Below are 18,101 nucleotides of genomic sequence, written 5' to 3'. Positions count from 1 at the left end.
CGCCACCGAAAAAAAAGCCGCCTCGGCAGCGGCCATTCCGGCGTTGACGCTTCGTCCGAGGTCATCTGAAACCCTGCAAAGTCGGAAAACCCTGCCTACCTTGTAGGATTCTGCGACACCCTCACGGTTGGTGATCGGGAATACGCCACGTATGATCCCTCACAACCTCCCGCCGAATAGAAGCCTATGTCACTGATAGTTCTATTGCTTTTGCCCTTCATCGGCAGCTGTGTCGCGGCGCTGCTGCCGCATAACGCCCGTAACGCCGAATCCTTGCTGGCCGGCCTCGTCGCCCTGGCCGGTACCGTTCAGGTGGCCTTGCTGTACCCGCAGATCGCCGACGGCGGCGTAATCCGCGAGCACTATGCCTGGTTGCCCAGCCTGGGCCTGGATTTCGTGCTGCGCCTGGACGGGTTCGCCTGGCTGTTTTCGTTGCTGGTGCTGGGCATCGGCACGCTGGTGTCGCTGTACGCCCGCTATTACATGTCGCCAGACGATCCGGTGCCGCGCTTCTTCGCCTTCTTCCTGGCGTTCATGGGCGCCATGCTCGGGCTGGTGATCTCCGGCAACCTGATCCAGATGGTGTTCTTCTGGGAGCTGACCAGCCTGTTCTCGTTCCTGTTGATCGGCTACTGGCACCACCGCGCCGACGCGCGGCGCGGTGCCTATATGGCGTTGATGGTGACCGGGGCCGGCGGGCTTTGCCTGTTGGCGGGGGTGATGCTGCTCGGCCATGTGGTGGGCAGCTATGAGCTGGACAAGGTCCTGGCCGCCGGCGACCTGATCCGTGCCCATGCCCTCTACCCCATCCTGCTGCCGTTGATCCTGATCGGTGCCCTGAGCAAAAGCGCGCAATTCCCTTTCCACTTCTGGCTCCCCCACGCCATGGCCGCCCCCACGCCGGTGTCGGCGTACCTGCACTCGGCGACCATGGTCAAGGCCGGGGTGTTCCTGCTGGCGCGGTTATGGCCGTCGCTGTCGGGCAGTGAAGAATGGTTCTACATCGTCAGCGGCGCGGGGGCCTGTACCTTGCTGCTGGGCGCCTACTGCGCCATGTTCCAGAACGACCTCAAGGGTTTGCTGGCTTACTCCACCATCAGCCACCTCGGGCTGATCACCCTGCTGCTGGGCCTGAACAGTCCGCTGGCGGCCGTGGCGGCGGTGTTCCATATCCTCAACCATGCCACGTTCAAGGCGTCGCTGTTCATGGCTGCCGGGATCATCGACCACGAAAGCGGCACCCGGGACATTCGCAAGCTCAGCGGCCTGGTGCGGCTGATTCCGTTCACCGCCACCCTGGCCATGGTCGCCAGCGCAGCGATGGCCGGGGTGCCGCTGCTCAATGGTTTCCTGTCCAAGGAGATGTTCTTCGCCGAGACGGTGTTCATTTCCGCCACGGCCTGGGTCGAGCTGGCGTTGCCGATCATCGCCACCATCGCCGGGACCTTCAGCGTCGCCTACTCCCTGCGCTTCACCGTGGATGTGTTCTTCGGCCCCACCGCCACCGACCTGCCCCATACCCCCCACGAACCACCGCGCTGGATGCGCGCGCCGGTGGAGTTGCTGGTGTTCACCTGCCTGTTGGTGGGGATTTTTCCGGCCCAGGTGGTCGGCTCGCTGCTCGCGGCCGCCGCGTTGCCGGTGGTGGGCGGCACGCTGCCCGAGTACAGCCTGGCGATCTGGCACGGCCTGAACGCGCCGATGATCATGAGCCTGGTGGCGATGTCCGGCGGCATCGTCCTGTACCTGTTGTTGCGCAATCAGTTCCGGCAAGGCCACATCAAGCACCCGCCGTTCATTGGCCGACTCAGCGGCAAGCGCCTGTTCGAGCGCTGCCTGGTGCTGATGATGCGCCAGGGCCGGCGCCTGGAACGACGGATCAGCACCCGACGCCTGCAAGCGCAGTTGTTCTGGCTGGTCCTGGCTGCCGTGCTCGCCGGGTTGATCCCGATGCTGCACAGCACGCTGGTCTGGGGCGACCGACCGAAGATCCCCGGCTCCATCGTCTTCGTCACCTTGTGGCTGCTGGCAATCATCTGTGCCCTGGGCGCGGCCTGGCAGGCCAAGTATCACCGGCTCGCGGCCCTGACCATGGTCAGCGTCTGCGGCCTGATGACCTGCGTGACCTTCGTCTGGTTTTCCGCACCCGACCTGGCCTTGACGCAACTGGTGGTGGAAGTGGTGACCACCGTGCTGATCCTGCTGGGCTTGCGCTGGCTGCCCCGGCGGATCGAGGACGTATCGCCACTGCCCAACAGCGAGCGGCGCGCGCGCATCCGGCGCCTGCGGGACTTGCTGCTGTCCATCGCGGTGGGCGGCGGCATGGCGCTGTTGTCCTATGCGATGCTGACGCGGCAGACGCCCAACGACATTTCTTCGTTCTACCTAAGCCGCGCCCTGCCCGAAGGCGGCGGCAGCAACGTGGTGAACGTGATGCTGGTGGACTTCCGTGGCTTCGACACCTTGGGGGAAATCACCGTGCTGGTGGCGGTAGCCCTGGCGGTGTTCGCCCTGTTGCGGCGTTTCCGACCACCGAAGGAAAGCATGCAGCTACCGGCGCAGCAGCGCCTGCTGGCACCGGACGTGGTCACCGACCTGGTCAACCCGCGCCATGCCAGCGATACCGCCTTGGGCTTCATGATGGTGCCGTCGGTGCTGGTGCGCCTGCTGCTGCCGATCGCCCTGGTGGTGTCGTTCTACCTGTTCATGCGCGGCCACAACCAACCCGGTGGCGGCTTCGTGGCCGGGCTGGTGATGTCGGTGGCGTTCATCCTGCAATACATGGTCGCCGGCACCCAGTGGGTCGAGGCGCAAATGAGCCTGCGACCGCTGCGCTGGATGGGCACCGGGCTGTTGTTCGCCACCGCCACCGGCCTGGGGGCGATGGCCGTGGGTTATCCGTTCCTGACCACCCATACCTGGCATTTCGAATTGCCGTTGCTGGGTGACATTCACCTGGCCAGCGCGCTGTTCTTCGACATTGGCGTGTACGCCGTGGTGGTCGGTTCCACCCTGTTGATCCTCACCGCCCTGGCTCACCAGTCGGTGCGGGCCCATAAGCCGGGCCTGCAAGCCAAACCCATCGCCCCCGCCAAAGGAGCCACCGTCTGATGGAAGAAGTCATCGCAATCGCAATCGGCGTACTGGCCGCCTCCGGCGTCTGGCTGGTGCTGCGGCCTCGGACCTTCCAGGTGGTCATGGGCCTGTGCCTGCTGTCCTATGGCGTCAACCTGTTCATCTTCAGCATGGGCAGCCTGTTCATCGGCAAGGAGCCGATCATCAAGGACGGCGTGCCCCAGGACCTGCTGCACTACACCGACCCGCTGCCCCAGGCCCTGGTGCTGACCGCCATCGTGATCAGCTTCGCCATGACCGCGCTGTTCCTGGTGGTGCTGCTGGCGTCCCGGGGCCTGACCGGTACCGACCATGTGGACGGTCGGGAGCCCAAGGAATGATCGTGACGCCCCATCTGATCGCCGCCCCCATCCTGCTGCCGCTGCTGACCGCCGCGGTGATGCTGATGCTGGGCGAGAAACACCGCCCGCTCAAGGCCCGGATCAACCTGTTTTCCAGCCTGCTGGGCCTGGGCATCGCCGTGCTGTTGCTCTACTGGACCCAGGACCAGGCCTTGCCCGCCTCCATTGGCGTGTACCTGCCCGGCAATTGGCAGGCGCCGTTCGGCATCGTCCTGGTGGTCGATCGCCTGTCGGCGCTGATGCTGGTACTGACCGGCATCATCGGCGTCAGCGCCCTGCTCTTCGCCACGGCCCGCTGGGACCGCGCCGGTGCCAGTTTCCACGCGTTGTTCCAGATCCAGTTGATGGGCCTCTACGGTGCCTTCCTGACGGCGGACCTGTTCAACCTGTTCGTGTTCTTCGAAGTGCTGCTGGCGGCTTCCTACGGCCTGATGCTGCACGGTTCGGGCCGGGCGCGAGTGTCGGCGGGCCTGCATTACATCTCCATCAACCTGCTGGCCTCGTCGTTGTTCCTGATCGGCGCGGCGCTGATCTATGGCGTCACCGGCACGTTGAACATGGCCGACCTGGCCCTGAAAATCCCGCTGGTGCCGGAGGCCGACCGCGGCTTGCTGCACGCCGGGGCTGGCATTCTCGCGGTGGCGTTCCTGGCCAAGGCCGGCATGTGGCCGCTGAACTTCTGGCTGGTGCCGGCCTATAGCGCCGCCAGCGCACCGGTGGCGGCGCTGTTTGCGATCATGACCAAGGTCGGCGTCTACACGCTCCTGCGCCTGTGGACGCTGCTGTTCTCCGGCCAGGCCGGCGCCTCGGCGTATTTCGGCGCCGACTGGCTGGTCTACGGCGGCATGGCGACCATCGTCTGCGCCGCCATCGCCATTCTCGCCGCCCAGCGCCTGGAACGCATGGCGAGCCTGAGCATCCTGGTCTCGGCCGGGATCCTGTTGTCGGCCATCGGCTTCGCCCAACCGAACCTGGTGGGTGCGGCGCTGTTCTATCTGGTGAGTTCGACCCTGGCGCTCTGTGCGCTGTTCTTGCTGGCCGAACTGATCGAGCGTTCGCGCTCGGCCAATGAACTGTCCCTGGACGACGACTTCGACACGTTGCCGCGACCGCTGGAATCCTTGCAGCCACCCAAGGGCATCAACCTCGATGACGAGCAAAAAGCCGTGGTCGGGCAGGTGATTCCCTGGACCATGGCCTTCCTTGGCTTGAGCTTTATCTTCTGTGCGCTGTTGATCATCGGCATGCCACCGCTGTCGGGGTTCATCGGCAAGCTGAGCCTGCTCAGTGCCCTGCTCAACCCCCTGGGGCTCGAGGCCAGCGCCGGGGCGCCGGTGTCGAACCGGGCCTGGGGCTTGTTGGCGTTGTTGATCCTGTCGGGGCTGGCCTCGTTGATCGCCTTCTCGCGCCTGGGCATCCAGCGCTTCTGGACGCCGCAGGAGCGACCCTCGCCGTTGCTGCGGCCGTTCGAGTGCCTGCCGATCGTCGTGCTGCTGGGCCTGGGCATCGCCCTGACCTTAAAGGCCGAGCCGTTGCTGCGCTATACCCAATCCGCCGCCGATGCGCTGAACAACCCGGAACATTACGTGATGTCGGTACTTGCCACCCGCGCCGTGCCCAACCCCGAAACCCGCGCCACGTTGCGGGAGGTGCAGCCATGAAGCGCCTGTTTCCCGCCCCGTGGTTGTCCCTGGCGCTGTGCTTGTTGTGGCTGGTGTTGAACGTGTCCCTCAGCGCCGGCCATCTGCTGCTGGGTGCTGCACTGGGGTTCCTGGCCCCGTTGATGATGCGCCCGTTGCGACCGCGGCCCATCCGTATCCGCCGGCCGTGGGTGGTGGTGCGCTTGTTCCTGCTGGTGGGCCGCGACGTGCTGGTGTCCAACCTGGTGGTGGCCTGGGGTGTACTGAACGCCGGCCGCCGGCCACCTCGCTCGCGGTTCATCAAGGTGCCGCTGGACCTGCGCGATGCCAACGGCCTGGCCGCGCTGTCGATGATCACCACGGTGATTCCCGGGACCGTCTGGTCGGAACTGGCCCTGGATCGCAGCATCCTGTTGATGCACGTGTTCGACCTGGCCGACGAGGCGTCATTCATCGCGCATTTCAAGGCCACCTACGAGCGCCCGTTGATGGAGATTTTCGAATGAGCCCGTTGCTGTCCAATGCGATCCTGTTGAGCCTGTTCCTGTTCTCCCTGGCGATGGTGTTGACCCTGTGGCGGCTGTTCAAGGGCCCTTCGGCCCAGGATCGGGTACTGGCCCTGGACTACCTGTACATCGTGGCGATGCTGATGATGCTGGTGCTGGGCATCCGCTATGCCAGTGACACCTATTTCGAGGCGGCGCTGCTGATCGCCCTGTTCGGCTTTGTCGGCTCGTTCGCCCTGGCCAAGTTCCTGCTGCGTGGCGAGGTGATCGAATGAACGGCGAACTGTCGATGTGGGTCGAAATCCCGGTGGCGATCCTGCTGGTCCTCAGCAGCCTCTTCGCCCTGGCCGGGGCGATCGGCCTGGTGCGCTTGAAGGATTATTTCCAGCGCATGCACCCGCCGGCCCTGGCCTCCACGTTGGGGGCCTGGTGCGTGGCGCTGGCCTCGATCGTGTATTTTTCGGCGCTCAAGTCCGGGCCGGTGTTGCATGCCTGGCTGATCCCGATCCTGCTGTCCATCACCGTACCGGTGACCACCCTGCTGCTGGCTCGGGCAGCGTTGTTCCGCAAACGCATGGCTGGGGATGATGTGCCGGCGGAAGTGAGCAGTCGCCGAACCGGACAGGACGGCTGACCGCTACCTTGAGGCGAACACCCTTGCGGCGAGGGAGCTTGCTCCCGCTGGGCTGCGCAGCAGCCCCGAGACCTGTCACCTCGGAGTGTCAGGCTGTTTGTGTTCAGCTTTTGGGAGGGCTGCGCCCTCCAGCGGGAGCAAGCTCCCTCGCCACAAAAGCGGGTCGTCTTGTGTAAGTCCCTCCCACCCTTGCACTGCCGTTCAAGCCCACGCCACCGTCAGCAACCCGGCCCCGAGCACCACGCACAACGGCGAATAGACCCAGGTGTCGAGCCTGGCGAATGTCGAACCCTTGACCTCCTTGAAGAAGCCCACCAGGTTCGACTCGCCAATGGCCCGGGCGAACATCAGCAAGGCGATCGCACTGATCAGCCACTGCAACGCCCGATGGGTGACCGGCTGGGCCAGCAGACCGACCCGCAGGCACACCAGCAGCGCAATCATCAGCAGCGCCAGGGCGACCAGCAACGTCAGCCAGCCCGAAGGGTCGAACGCCGGTCGCAGCGCCTCCCCCTGCCTCACCGGCACCTGGGGCACCACCGCCAGGGCCGCCCACCGCCCACCCAGGGCCCAATACAAATGAATCAAGCTGATGGTCGCAAACACTGCGACCAGCGACCGAGCCAATAAAAGCGTCATTCGCCAGCCTCCTGAAAAAGGTTGAACAATCATCCTAGCTCGAATTTGGCATTTCGCTGGACGGGCGCTAGGTTGCCAGTTTCCAGTGAATGATTTATTGCCCAGGATCAAGCGTTCAACCCGCTGGCACGCGCGCCCCCTAAAGACCGGCGGAGACCTTGTCGGCGACCTCCTTGGGCAACCAGGCCTGCCAGACCTCAGGGTGGGCCTTGAGGAACGCCTCGGCGGCTTCACGGGGTGGCGTGCGTTTCTCGCTCATGTCGGCCAGGGTCTTGTTCAACGGCTCGATGGGCAAGTCGACCTTGCTGAAGAACTCGGCAATCTCCGGGTATTGCTTCTGGAATGGCACCGAGACACCGATCGACAGCTTCGAGGCCAGGGAGCGGGTCGGTTTCGGGTTGGGGTTATCGGCGTCGGTCAGGGTCTTCCAGGCCTCGGCATCGAACGGCGGTTCTTGCAGCTGCACCAGCTTGAAGCGCCCGAGCAGCGGCGTGGGCGACCAGTAGTAGAACAGGATCGGTTTGCCCCGGCGGATCGTCGAGCTGATTTCCGCATCCAGCGCCGCCCCCGAGCCGCTGCGAAAATTCACGTAGCTGTCAGACAAGCCATACGCCTTGAGCTTCTGTTTGTTGACCACCTCGGAGGTCCAGCCGATGGGGCTGTTGAGGAAACGGCCCTTGTCGGGGCTCTCCGGGTCCTTGAACACGTGCTTGTAGCGCGCCAGGTCTTCGACGCTGCGCAGGTCCGGCGCCAGGGGCTTGATGCCCTTGGCCGGGTCGCCCTTGATGACGTACTCGGGCACCCACCAGCCTTCGGTCGCGCCTTTGACCGTATCGCCCAAGGCGACCACCTTGCCTTCGGCCTCGGCCTTGACCCACACGGGGCTGCGGCCGGCCCATTCTTCGCCGATCACCTGTATGTCGTTATTGGCCAGGGCGGTTTCCAGGGTAATGGTGGTGCCGGGCAATGTATCGGTCTGCAATCCATAGCCCTTCTCAACGATGACTCGCAGGATATCGGTGATCAGGCTGCCACTTTCCCAGTTCAAGTCAGCAAAGTGGATGGGCGCTGTGGCGGCTGACACCGAAAGGGGTGAAACCAACACAGCGAAGGTGGCCCAGGCAGCCAGCCACTGTCGAACTCGTTTCATGCTTTGCACCTCACGCCAGATACCGCAATAGCTGAACGGCCCTGCGTAACCGAACGCAAGCCCCTGAATAGTTCAGTCAATTGACTGTAGCCGAGGTTCCAGCGAGTTCTTGCGAAACTGTCAGCGGTTTGGGCGCACAGGCCCAGAAACGGTCACTCACTGGCCTTGAAAGTCACCAGCTCGCCCTTGCGCCACTTGGCGGCCTTGGCGGTCACCGCCTTCAAGGTCTTGGTCAAGCCTTCCTGCAATTGCTCGTTGGCCGCAAACACGGTCACCACGCTGTGGCCTTCCTTGAACAGGATGGCATGACCACCAGGGGTCGTGACGAAGGCGTAATCGCCAAGGCCATAGACCGTCAGCTTGATTTCGCGAAAGCGGATTTCAAACTTGCCACCTTCGCGGCTGGGCAATACCGCTGCACGAAAATGATCGCCGACCTTGAGCTCGAGCCTGGGCTTGTCATCGACCACCAGGGCCGACTCGGTGTCGATTTCGGCGACATAAATACCTTCGGCGGTCTGCTCGGTGATGTAGACGAAACGTGACTGGAATTGTTTGACCAGTTTTGCCCGCAGGTCACCAAGTACAAATAACGCATGCATGTCGAGATTACTTACTGCCAAGGAAACATCCCCATTTTTGAAAAAGACCCGCCCTGCGCAAAGGACGGACCACGAGAACCCGTACCGACTGTAGTGTCGTAATGGACCTGTCACTGAAATTCGAAATGAACGGCGCGCCCCTGTCCCGGGCCGAGAGCAGACTAAAGGTTGCCGCTCTCGCCGTCTTTCCCGGGGGGTCGCCAGAGGCTGAAGGAAAACGCCACTCTGAGCATCGGAAAAGATGGGACTACTAACTTTAGGGAAATTTCTCACTTAAAAAAGCATTTTTCTGACATCGAGCCCAAAAAAAATTGCTTTAGATAGGCGCAACCGTCCACACGATGCTGCCGATTCTAGAGCAGCCGAAGGCGTGGAGACTACTCGAAGTACCCGGCAATTCGTCGGTAAACCATGAAAAGGAATTCACAATGGCCACTTTCACCACCCAAGCACTCCCTGCCGCCCCATGTATCGTCGAACCAGCCAACAGCCCTGACGGAGCCGATTGCCTGCCAATTTCGTTGATTCAACCGCGTTATCGGGTCGTCTTGGCCGGCAAGTGTTTTTTTCACATTGAAGAAACATCGACTGGACGTGTAAGAGGATTCCGCACCGACCATAACGAGGCCTGCTACCTGGCCAGGCGCCTCGAAAACAGCGCCTGAAACGCATATGTGCCCGTCCATGACTTAACTCAGCCGCCGACGGGCAACTGCTGCCATACTGCCCGCCCAGCGAAGACCGTCGCAAATCGGCGGATCGCGCACCCATAATGGTTTCGAGGAGAAGGCGCGACGTGACGGAATTTGATATTGGCGAGTTTTTTATCCGGGGCGAAGCCAGAGAAGTCGAAGGCGAGTTCCAGGCCGTCATCGTGATGCGTGCCAAGCCACCGTTGACCACCGTCAGTTGCCACCAGGTGGAAAAGGATCGCTGGTTCAAGACTTCGCAGCTCGCGGCCGAGGCGGCCAGGGAAGCAGCCAGGGCGTTGAAGGCCGCCGTGGATGAAGGGGCCTTGAAAGCCTGATTCCAATCGAACTCCTGATGACCGCTTGCCTCAGATAAAGGTAAGCCCCGAGGCGCCATGACGGCGCCCCCACCCAAAGGAGACTTCCATGGAACAACCTTCCCACGAACTCAGCACTCTGTTCGACCAACTCGGCCTGCCCTCGGACGGCAACGCCATCGACGATTTCATCGTCGCACACCCATTGGCTCCGGAGATCAAGCTGGTGGAGGCCGACTTCTGGTCGGACCAGCAAAAAGACCTGCTGCGCGAATGGCTGCTGGCCGACGGCGAAGAGGCAGTGCTGGTGGATCAACTGAATGTGCGGCTGCACGACGGTAAATAGCAGCCAGACCTTTGGCCAGGGACAAGACAGCTATAGCAGCCAGGACCTTTGACTGCGTGCAAGGCAGCTCTTGTGGCGAGGGAGCTTGCTCCCGCTCGACTGCGCCCCGTAGGAGCTGCGTAGGAGCTGTCGAGTGCAACGAGGCTGCGATCTTTCCCCAGACACTTGAATCCCAAGCGAAAGCTCAAAAGATCGCAGCCTTCGGCAGCTCCTACACAAGCCCAGCGGGAGCAAGCTCTCTCGCCACAGGGTTGCAGTGCAGGCCAGGTGCCTTGCGCTGAGGCCTAACGCGGCTTCTCGGGTTTGTAGCCCAACCGCAAGCCTCCCCAATGACGGCCCTTGAGCATGATCGGCACGGAAAGATCGTGCATCAACTCCCCCGTGTCCCGGGTGTAAGTCTGGAGCAATACGGGTTGCTGGTGGCTGCCGCAACGAATCCCGGTGCGATCGGAGAATTTGCGCTTGGTGCGATTATTCAGCGTGTCCACCTGGGGATCGCCGGTCAGTGGCTGGCTGAACACCTTGTTGTGGGTCGGCACGTAGCCCTGCTGGGTGCAGGCAATCGCAAACACCAGCCCCTCGTGGCGGGCCAGCAACGGTTCCTGGATCCCCGGCAGGACCTGGTCGGTGTAGCGGTCGAAACGGGTCTGGAATTTGGCCGGTTGGGTATTGGGGATCGGCTGGTAGTTACGGTCGAACAAGTCCTCCAGGCTGACACGGCCCTGGTCGATGTCGGCCTCGAACTGCGTGGCGATCTGGCTCGCCCCTTCCCGCGCCAGGTCGTAGACCCGTTGGTGATAATCGTCGAGCCCCACCTCGGCCAGGCGTTCGCTGATGGTTTCGGCCTGGCCTTCCATCTGCACCGCCGCCTCGGCCAGGCGCTGGGTCTGCTGGTCGCTGATGGACAGGTCGCTGCGCATCTGCTCGATGGCGTGGAACAGGCTGTCGAGTTGTTCGCGGTTGGTGTCGGTGCCTTGGGCGATGGCGCTGACCTGGGTTTCGACCCCTTCTGCAAGCCTGGCAATGTTTTCCAGGTGTTGGCCGGTGTGCTCCACCTGCTGCACGCCGCTGTCCAGGTCAGCGGCCAATTGACGGATCTGCTCCACCACCTGGGTCGTGCGCTGCTGGATGTCGGCCACCATCACCCCGACTTCGCCGGTCGCCGCGGCGGTGCGCCCGGCCAGGCCACGGACCTCATCGGCCACCACCGCGAACCCACGGCCATGCTCACCGGCCCGGGCGGCCTCGATGGCCGCGTTCAGCGCCAGCAGGTTGGTCTGGCTGGCAATCGATTGGATCACCAGGCTGACTCGCTGGATTTCATCGCTGCGTACGCTCAAGGCTTCGATCAACTCACGGCTGTCATTCGCGCGCTGGCTGAGCTGGTGCATGCGGCTGATGGACTCCACCAGCTCGCTGCGCCCGGCCACGCTGCTGCGATGGGCCTCGCTGGCAGCGCCCAAGGCCTGCTGGCTGAGTTGCGAAGTGGCCTGTTCGGTGGCGATCATCGATTCGGCATTGCTGACGATCTGCGCCGCCGCATCGAGTTGGGACTGGACCTTGCCGGCCAGTTGCTTGACCGAATAGGCGACGCCGGCCGCCGACAGGGCGTTATGGCTGGTGGTGTAGGACAGGTCGCGGGTCAGCTCGGCCAATGCGTCGGTCGTGGCTGCGGGCGCCGCGGCCACGCGCGAACGCAGGCGCGGCAACCAGACGATGAGCATGACCAGCGGCAGGCCCAAGTACAGCGACCAGCCGCCCAGGGCCATGCCGCACAGCAGCAAGGCCAGGGCGAGGCTCTGCAAGGTCGGCGTCAGCCAGCGCGCCGCGCTTTTTGTCGCAGGTACCGAGGCCGGCACCGCACCCGCCAGCGTTCCGTCTGTCGCCATGTTCGTCACCCACACTCTCGTTGTTATGACCGCATTAAACGCCACTACCGAGCCATTATCCATGGTCCATTAGTCGTGTTCTTGCAGCAGGTCAACGGAAGTAGACGAACAGGCACGGGCGAAAGCAAAAGATCGCGGCCTTCGTCAAAAGGTCGCGATCTTTTTTCGGAAAACGCGAATCAGGCCTGACGCTGGTGCTTGTCGATCTGTTCGTGACGTTCCTGGGCTTCGATGCAGTACTTGGTGGTCGGGCTGATCAGCAGGCGCTTGAGGCCGATCGGCTCGCCGCTGTCGTCGCACCAGCCGAAGCTGTCGTCGTTGATGCGGTCCAGGGCCTGCTCCAGTTGAGGCAGCATGCGCTGGTCGCGATCGATGGCGTTGACCAGCCAGGTACGCTCTTCTTCTACGGAAGCAGCGTCCGCCGGGTCGGCCGGGGTGTCCAGGCTTTCAATGGCGATTCGGTTCTGTTCGATGCGCTCGTGGGTTTCGACCTTCATGTTCTGCAACAGCTTGGTGAAGAAAGCCAGCTGCTCGGCATTCATGTAGTCATCCGCCGGCATGGCCAGCAACTTTTCCTTTGTCATTGATTTCTCTATAAAAAAACGTGCATTAAGGCGAATTATGGAGCGTCCCGCAGCGCAGCTGCCACGCTCATCGGGAAAGGCGCCGTCTATTCCAAGCGCCACCCGGCACTCAATTTACGAGGGGCGGCAGTCTAAGGCCGAGTCGAGGCCTCAGCAACTGAAAACATAGGGAAAATGTCCGACAACCCCCTCAAATGTTCTCTGACAGGCTTTTGGCAGTCATCGGAGTGCGTTTATAACAAGAAATTCGCTGCAATAGCTGTATTAAGAAGACAAATGGCAACGCCACGCGGGTCAGGCGTGGCGCTTTGTCGCAACCTCAGGGGATCAACGCTTGAGTTTGCGCTTGTTGCGGTATTGGTCGATGACCACTGCCACGACGATGATCAAGCCCTTGATGATGTCCTGGATATAGGCATCGACACCGACGAAGGTAAAGCCGCTGGCCATCACCCCCAGGATCAGCGCCCCGATCACGGTCCCGGTGATGCGCCCCACCCCGCCCGCCAGGCTGGTGCCGCCGATCACCGCCGCCGCAATCGCGTCCAGTTCGTAGGACATGCCCATGCCCGCCTGCCCGGTCGCCGCTCGCGCCGAAGCCACCACGCCGGCCAAGCCCGCCAGCAACCCGGCAATGCTGTACACGATCACCAGGTGGCGCTTGACGTTGATGCCCGAGGTCCGCGCCGCCTGCATGTTGCCGCCAATGGCGTAGGTGTACTTGCCATACTTGGTGTAGCGCAGGGCGATATGGAAGATCACCGCCACCACCAGGAAAATGATCACCGGCATGGCGCCATGGCCAATGGCGGTGTAGGAATCGGACAACATGCTCACCGGCTGGCCTTCGGTGTAGTAGCGCGCCAGGCCACGGGCCGAGACCATCATGCCGAGGGTGGCGATGAATGGCGGGATGCCGGTAATGGCAATGATGCTGCCGTTGATCGCCCCGGCCAGCAGCCCCACCCCGAGCCCCGCCACCACCGGTATCCACACCGGCAAATCCGTCAGCGAGGGAAACACCGCCCGGGCGAAGTCCGAGGTCTGGGCCAGGCTGGCGGCGATCATCGCCGACAGCGCCAGCACCGAGCCGGACGACAAGTCGATACCGGTGGTGATGATCACCTGGGTCACGCCGATGGCCAGCAGGCCGATGATCGACACTTGCAGGATCATCAACACCAGGCGCTGGGAGTTCATCAGGAAACTCTGGTCACGCATGATCCAGCCGAACATTTCGAACACCAGGCCGATGCCGATCAGCACCAGGAAGATGCTCAGCTCCGTCGGCAGGCGCCGCCGGGACCTGGCCGGTGCGGCCGCGGGTTTGTTTTCCAGTACTGCGTTCATAGCCATTCACCTTTTTATTCTTTGTCCAGGGTGCTCGTCGCCGCTGGGCGCCGCCGTTGCTCTTGAACAGGGCCGCTTCGCGCCCCAGCGGGAGCAAGCTCCCTCGCCACGGGAATATTGCTTGATGTCACTTCTCTACCAGCAGGCAATCAGGACAGGCCCGAAGCCAGTTGCATCACTCGTTCCTGGGTCGCTTCGCTGCGGTCGAGGGTGCCCATCAGGTCACCTTCGTGCATCACCATGACCCGGTCGCTCATGCCCAATACTTCCGGCAGTTCCGAGGAAATCATGATCACCGCCATGCCTTCGCTGGCGAGGTAGGAAATCAGCCGATAGATCTCGGCCTTGGCGCCCACATCGATGCCGCGGGTCGGCTCGTCGAGAATCAGGATGCGCGGGTTGGTCATCAGCCAGCGCGCCAGCAGCGCTTTCTGCTGGTTGCCGCCGGACAAGGTGTCGATGCACTGTTCCAGCGACGGGGTCTTGACCCGCAGCTTCTTGCACATGTCCTCACACAAGGCGCGCAGGGCTTTCTGCTGGATGAAACCGTTGCCGACGTAATGGGGCAGCACCGCCATCTCCATGTTCTCCAGCACCGACAAGCACGGGAACAGGCCGCTGAGCTTGCGGTCCTCGGTCAACAGCGCGAAGCCCTTCTCGATGGCCATGTGTGGGTCGCTGATGCGCACGGGTTGGCCGTCCAGCCGGATCTCGCCGCCAGTGCTCGGGGTCACGCCGAAAATCGCCTCGGCCACGTTGGTCCGGCCCGAGCCCATCAACCCGGCGATGCCCAGGATTTCCCCGGCATGCAGGTCGAAGGACACGCCTTTGAAAATGCCGTCCAGGCTCAGGTCGCGCACCGACAGCACCAACTCACCGATGGGTTGCTCCCGTACCGGGAACAACTGGCTCAGTTCGCGCCCGACCATCATCGAAATCAGGCTGTCGCCATCCATGCTGTCGGCCCGTTGCAGGCCGATGTAGGCGCCGTCGCGAAACACCGCCACTTCATCGGCGATGGCGAACACTTCGTTCATCTTGTGGGTGATGTAGATGATGCCCTTACCCTGGGACTTGAGGTCGGCAATGATCGAGAACAGGTGGGCGACTTCGGTCTCGGTGATGGCCGAGGTCGGCTCGTCCATGATCAGGATGTCGGAGTCATACGAAACGGCCTTGGCAATCTCCACCATCTGCCGCTCGGCGATGCTCAGGTTGCCCACCTGCTCCTCGGGATCGAGCTTGATGCGCAGGCGTTCCAGCAGCCGGGCCGTGCAACGGTGCATCTCGCCATGGTCGACCATGTGCAGGCCGTTGAGCTGCTCGCGGCCGATCCAGATGTTTTCGGCGATGCTCATGTGGGGCATCAGGTTCAGTTCCTGATGGATCATCGCGATGCCGGCCTGCAACGCCGCCAGCGGCGTGTCGAACGTCACCGGCTTGCCGCGCAGGCGCAGTTCACCGGCGTCGGGCTGGTAGATGCCGGCGATGATCTTCATCAAGGTCGATTTGCCCGCACCGTTCTCGCCCATCAGGGCCAGCACGGAACCGGGGCGTACCCGCAATTGAACATCGGACAGGGCCACCACACCGGGAAAGCCCTTGCTGACATTGACGACTTCCAGCAGGTACGGCTCATCAAGTGATACATCCGGCTGGAAAGTCATGGCCGGGGCGCTCGAAGCAGTCGCTGAAGCGAACATGATCAGGTACTCCCTCGGCAAGGTCGGCGTTGCAACCTTGCCTGCTTATTGTTGTGGTGGGACCGGGTTGAACGTCACTTGAACTGATCGACGTTTTCCGGCGTGATCAGGCGGTACGGCACCCAGACAGCCTGCTCGACCGGCTGCTTCTTGACCATTTTCACCGCCGTGTCGATCGAACCATCGGCCTGGCCCTTGGCGTCCTGGAACACCGAGACCGCCATTTCGCCTTTCTTGATGGCGTTCAAGCCATCCGGCGTGCCATCGACCCCGGCAATCAATACGCTGCCCTTCTCGGTGCCCGCTTGCTTGAGGGCCATGGCGGCGCCAATGGCCATCTCGTCGTTGTTGGCCACCACCGCCTGGAACTCGCGTCCCTGGGTCAGCCAGTCGTTGACCAGGGTCATGCCCTTGTCGCGCAACCAGGTGCCGGTCTGTTCCTGTTCGATCTTGATGCCCGGGTACTTGGCCAGCACTTCCTTGACGCCCTTGGTGCGGTTGGCGGTGGAGTTGTTGGCCAAGTCACCCAAGAGGATCACGATGTCGCCCTTGCCGCCCATTTTTTCAGCCAGGTATTGCATCTGCATGCGACCGGCTTCCAGGTCGTCGGAGGCCACGGTGACCACGCCTTCCGGTAACTTCGGTTCGTCCGGGCGGCGGTTGACGTACACCAGCGGGATGCCGGCCGCCACGGCGGCCTTGGTGATGCGCTGGGTCGCGGCGGTGTCCACCGGGTTGACGATGAGCGCATCGACCTTCTGGCTGATGAAGCTTTCCACCTGGCTCAACTGCTTGACCACATCGCTGCGGGCGTCCTCGAACTGCAGGGTGACGCCGTCCGGCAGGGACTTGGCTTTCTTGTCCATGGATTCGCGCAGGTAGGTCAACCAGGTGTCATCGAACTGGGACATGCTGACGCCGATCTTCAGGTCCGCCAGGGCAGCGCCGCTGGTGAGCATCAACGACAGAGCCAGCGAGGCGATACGGGTCTTGGTCTTCATGAACGGTCTTTCTCCACTTTTTTGTTGGTTTTATGGATAAGGCGTAGCGGATCAGGTACGGGGCAAGCGCACGATGGGCGCGCCGGGCATGCAACAGACCACGGCGCCGTTGCGCTGGATACACAGGAATTCGAACAGGGGAAAGACTGCGGACAAGCGCAGTAGACGTGGCAGGTGAAACGCAGAGCGGCTGAAGGTTTTCATCGACGGTACCTAGCTGTGTTTCTTGTTTTTGTTTCGTCTGTCATCCGTTCAAGGCTGGCTTGGCGGAAGACAAACAGGGTTGTCGGTAACCTGGAATCGACTTTATTGGAAAATATTTTCCATATCAACTGATTTTAGAATTTTATTCGTTTTTTATTCCATGACCCACCGGCGTGGACAACCGCACCACTTCGCCCTGCCCGGCACTCTGCCTGGCAGCGTCGAGGATGCGGGTGGTCGCCAGCGCATCACGGGCCTCCACCGGCAGCGGGCCAGTGCCCTGCAACGCGGTTTGCAAGTGTTGGTAGAACGTCAGCCAGCAGCCACGCTCCGAGGTCACTCGCTCGCGCTCGGTGCCGTGTTCGAACCAGCCCCAGCGCCGATGCTCTTCAGCCCCCCAGCGCTCGCCCTCGGTTGCCGGGCTCAACCCGGCCAATGCCTGAGCCTCCTGCCCGTCCAAGCCGTCGACGGTGTAGCAGCCCTGGGTGCCGTTGACCCGAAAGCGCGGGCGCGGTGCGTTTTGCACGCAATTGCCGCTCAAGTGGGAGATTACGCCGCTGGCATGGGTCAAGGACATGAAGAAACCGTTGTCGAACACCTGGTCCGGCTGTCGGTAGTCCAGCTCGGCGTAGACCCGCACCACCGGCCCGAACAGTTGCAGTGCCTGGTCCACCAAGTGGCTGCCCAAATCGCGCAGGAACCCACCACCGCTGCCTTTGCCTACCGAGGTTGGCGAATAACGTTCGACACTCGACTCGAAACGAATGACTTGCCCGAGCGCCCCGGAGGCCAATAGTTTGCGCAGGGTCAGGAAATCCGAATCCCAGCGACGGTTCTGGTACACGCTCAAGGGCACGTTGCGACGTTCGGCGGCCAACACCATCGCCTCGGCCTGCGCGGCGTCAGGGGCGAACGGTTTGTCGCTGACCACCGCCACGCCGAGTTCGATGGCCTGCATCACTATGGCCGGGCGACCGTCCAAAGGCGTGGACACCACCACCGCATCGACACCGGCCGCTACCAATTGTTCGAGGGTGTCGAAGGCCTGGGCCTGCGGGTGATCGCTGGCCAATTGTTGGCGGCGCTCGGCGGACCGGGTCACCACGCCGACGAACGTAGCCCCCGGCAGGCTGCTGATCAGCGGCGCATGAAAGAACCGCCCACCCTTGCCGTAGCCGACTAGTCCGATTCGCATGAAAGCTCCTTGTTCATCACTGAATGAATGCAATCCCTGTGGGAGCTGAGCTTGCTCGCGAAGACGGCGATACATTCAACATTGATGTCGACTGACACTACGCCATCGCGAGCAAGCTCAGCTCCCACCATTTGACCGAGTACCTTTGAGGGAACGCAGTCGACTGTGGGAGCGGG

19 protein-coding genes are annotated in these 18,101 nt (G+C 62.5%); 9 read left to right on the top strand and 10 right to left on the bottom strand.

The features are described 5' to 3' along the window. Window positions 1–186: 186 nt before the first annotated feature. The 6 genes from IB266_RS21485 to IB266_RS21460 are packed head-to-tail and all read left to right on the top strand — an operon-like array spanning window position 187 to window position 6,256. Window positions 187–3,111: a monovalent cation/H+ antiporter subunit A gene (locus IB266_RS21485; protein WP_192262340.1), complete on the top strand. Its 2,925-nt coding sequence runs from the start codon at window positions 187–189 to the stop codon at window positions 3,109–3,111. Then, window positions 3,111–3,455, top strand: coding sequence for a Na+/H+ antiporter subunit C (locus IB266_RS21480; RefSeq protein WP_003202835.1), 345 nt, complete (start codon window positions 3,111–3,113; stop codon window positions 3,453–3,455). The genes IB266_RS21485 and IB266_RS21480 overlap by 1 nt, the downstream gene beginning before the upstream one ends. Beyond that, window positions 3,452–5,137: a monovalent cation/H+ antiporter subunit D gene (locus IB266_RS21475; RefSeq protein ID WP_192262339.1), complete on the top strand. Its 1,686-nt coding sequence runs from the start codon at window positions 3,452–3,454 to the stop codon at window positions 5,135–5,137. The genes IB266_RS21480 and IB266_RS21475 overlap by 4 nt, the downstream gene beginning before the upstream one ends. Beyond that, window positions 5,134–5,622 (top strand): Na+/H+ antiporter subunit E, encoded by a 489-nt coding sequence (locus IB266_RS21470; protein ID WP_103309514.1) that lies wholly within the window; start codon window positions 5,134–5,136, stop codon window positions 5,620–5,622. Before IB266_RS21475 ends, IB266_RS21470 begins: the two co-directional genes overlap by 4 nt. Then, window positions 5,619–5,897, top strand: coding sequence for a K+/H+ antiporter subunit F (locus IB266_RS21465; RefSeq protein WP_003202841.1), 279 nt, complete (start codon window positions 5,619–5,621; stop codon window positions 5,895–5,897). Before IB266_RS21470 ends, IB266_RS21465 begins: the two co-directional genes overlap by 4 nt. Further along, a complete protein-coding gene (locus IB266_RS21460; protein ID WP_060741748.1) occupies window positions 5,894–6,256 on the top strand; it encodes a Na+/H+ antiporter subunit G in 363 nt (120 codons plus the stop codon). Before IB266_RS21465 ends, IB266_RS21460 begins: the two co-directional genes overlap by 4 nt. A 201-nt stretch (window positions 6,257–6,457) precedes the next feature. On the opposite strand, the gene IB266_RS21455 is transcribed toward IB266_RS21460, so the two are convergent. The 3 genes from IB266_RS21455 to IB266_RS21445 all read right to left on the bottom strand — a co-directional run bounded on the left by IB266_RS21455 (window position 6,458) and on the right by IB266_RS21445 (window position 8,647). Then, window positions 6,458–6,895: a DUF3995 domain-containing protein gene (locus tag IB266_RS21455; RefSeq protein ID WP_072404887.1), complete on the bottom strand. Its 438-nt coding sequence runs from the start codon at window positions 6,893–6,895 to the stop codon at window positions 6,458–6,460. 139 nt (window positions 6,896–7,034) lie between these two features. Continuing rightward, entirely contained in the window at window positions 7,035–8,045 is a 1,011-nt protein-coding gene (locus IB266_RS21450) for an ABC transporter substrate-binding protein (RefSeq protein WP_192262338.1), read from the bottom strand. 152 nt (window positions 8,046–8,197) lie between these two features. Next, window positions 8,198–8,647 (bottom strand): hypothetical protein, encoded by a 450-nt coding sequence (locus tag IB266_RS21445; protein WP_060741745.1) that lies wholly within the window; start codon window positions 8,645–8,647, stop codon window positions 8,198–8,200. Between the two features lie 428 nt (window positions 8,648–9,075). Between IB266_RS21445 and IB266_RS21440 the strand changes: the two genes are divergently transcribed. The 3 genes from IB266_RS21440 to IB266_RS21430 all read left to right on the top strand — a co-directional run bounded on the left by IB266_RS21440 (window position 9,076) and on the right by IB266_RS21430 (window position 9,999). Then, the gene (locus IB266_RS21440; protein WP_092252615.1) at window positions 9,076–9,312 is read left to right on the top strand and encodes a hypothetical protein; all 237 of its coding nucleotides are present in this window, start codon (window positions 9,076–9,078) and stop codon (window positions 9,310–9,312) included. Window positions 9,313–9,443: 131 nt separating this feature from the next. Next, window positions 9,444–9,674 (top strand): hypothetical protein, encoded by a 231-nt coding sequence (locus IB266_RS21435; RefSeq protein WP_060741744.1) that lies wholly within the window; start codon window positions 9,444–9,446, stop codon window positions 9,672–9,674. Between the two features lie 88 nt (window positions 9,675–9,762). Then, complete coding sequence (locus tag IB266_RS21430; protein WP_060741743.1) at window positions 9,763–9,999, top strand: DUF2789 family protein; 237 nt, start codon at window positions 9,763–9,765, stop codon at window positions 9,997–9,999. Window positions 10,000–10,283: 284 nt separating this feature from the next. On the opposite strand, the gene IB266_RS21425 is transcribed toward IB266_RS21430, so the two are convergent. The 7 genes from IB266_RS21425 to IB266_RS21395 all read right to left on the bottom strand — a co-directional run bounded on the left by IB266_RS21425 (window position 10,284) and on the right by IB266_RS21395 (window position 17,925). Then, window positions 10,284–11,888 (bottom strand): methyl-accepting chemotaxis protein, encoded by a 1,605-nt coding sequence (locus IB266_RS21425; RefSeq protein ID WP_192262337.1) that lies wholly within the window; start codon window positions 11,886–11,888, stop codon window positions 10,284–10,286. Window positions 11,889–12,067: 179 nt separating this feature from the next. Further along, entirely contained in the window at window positions 12,068–12,472 is a 405-nt protein-coding gene (locus IB266_RS21420) for a TraR/DksA family transcriptional regulator (RefSeq protein ID WP_003202859.1), read from the bottom strand. A 327-nt stretch (window positions 12,473–12,799) separates the two neighbouring features. Next, window positions 12,800–13,822 (bottom strand): ABC transporter permease, encoded by a 1,023-nt coding sequence (locus tag IB266_RS21415; RefSeq protein WP_192262336.1) that lies wholly within the window; start codon window positions 13,820–13,822, stop codon window positions 12,800–12,802. Window positions 13,823–13,971: 149 nt separating this feature from the next. Beyond that, window positions 13,972–15,525, bottom strand: coding sequence for a sugar ABC transporter ATP-binding protein (locus IB266_RS21410; RefSeq protein ID WP_060741740.1), 1,554 nt, complete (start codon window positions 15,523–15,525; stop codon window positions 13,972–13,974). Window positions 15,526–15,599: 74 nt separating this feature from the next. Next, a complete protein-coding gene (locus IB266_RS21405) occupies window positions 15,600–16,526 on the bottom strand; it encodes a sugar ABC transporter substrate-binding protein (RefSeq protein ID WP_192262335.1) in 927 nt (308 codons plus the stop codon). 51 nt (window positions 16,527–16,577) lie between these two features. Continuing rightward, window positions 16,578–16,730, bottom strand: a complete 153-nt coding sequence (locus IB266_RS21400) for a hypothetical protein (protein WP_192262334.1) — start codon at window positions 16,728–16,730, stop codon at window positions 16,578–16,580. A 142-nt stretch (window positions 16,731–16,872) separates the two neighbouring features. Beyond that, window positions 16,873–17,925 carry a Gfo/Idh/MocA family oxidoreductase gene (locus IB266_RS21395; RefSeq protein ID WP_192262333.1) on the bottom strand — a complete coding sequence of 351 codons (1,053 nt, stop codon included), beginning with the start codon at window positions 17,923–17,925 and terminating at the stop codon, window positions 16,873–16,875. Window positions 17,926–18,101 lie beyond the last annotated feature (176 nt).

It is taken from the genome of Pseudomonas sp. Pdm06, assembly GCF_014851795.1.
Classification (GTDB): Bacteria; Pseudomonadota; Gammaproteobacteria; order Pseudomonadales; family Pseudomonadaceae; genus Aquipseudomonas; species Aquipseudomonas fluorescens_AA.
Note: the sequence above shows the minus strand (reverse complement) of the source record. Positions and strands in the feature narration are given on the sequence as shown.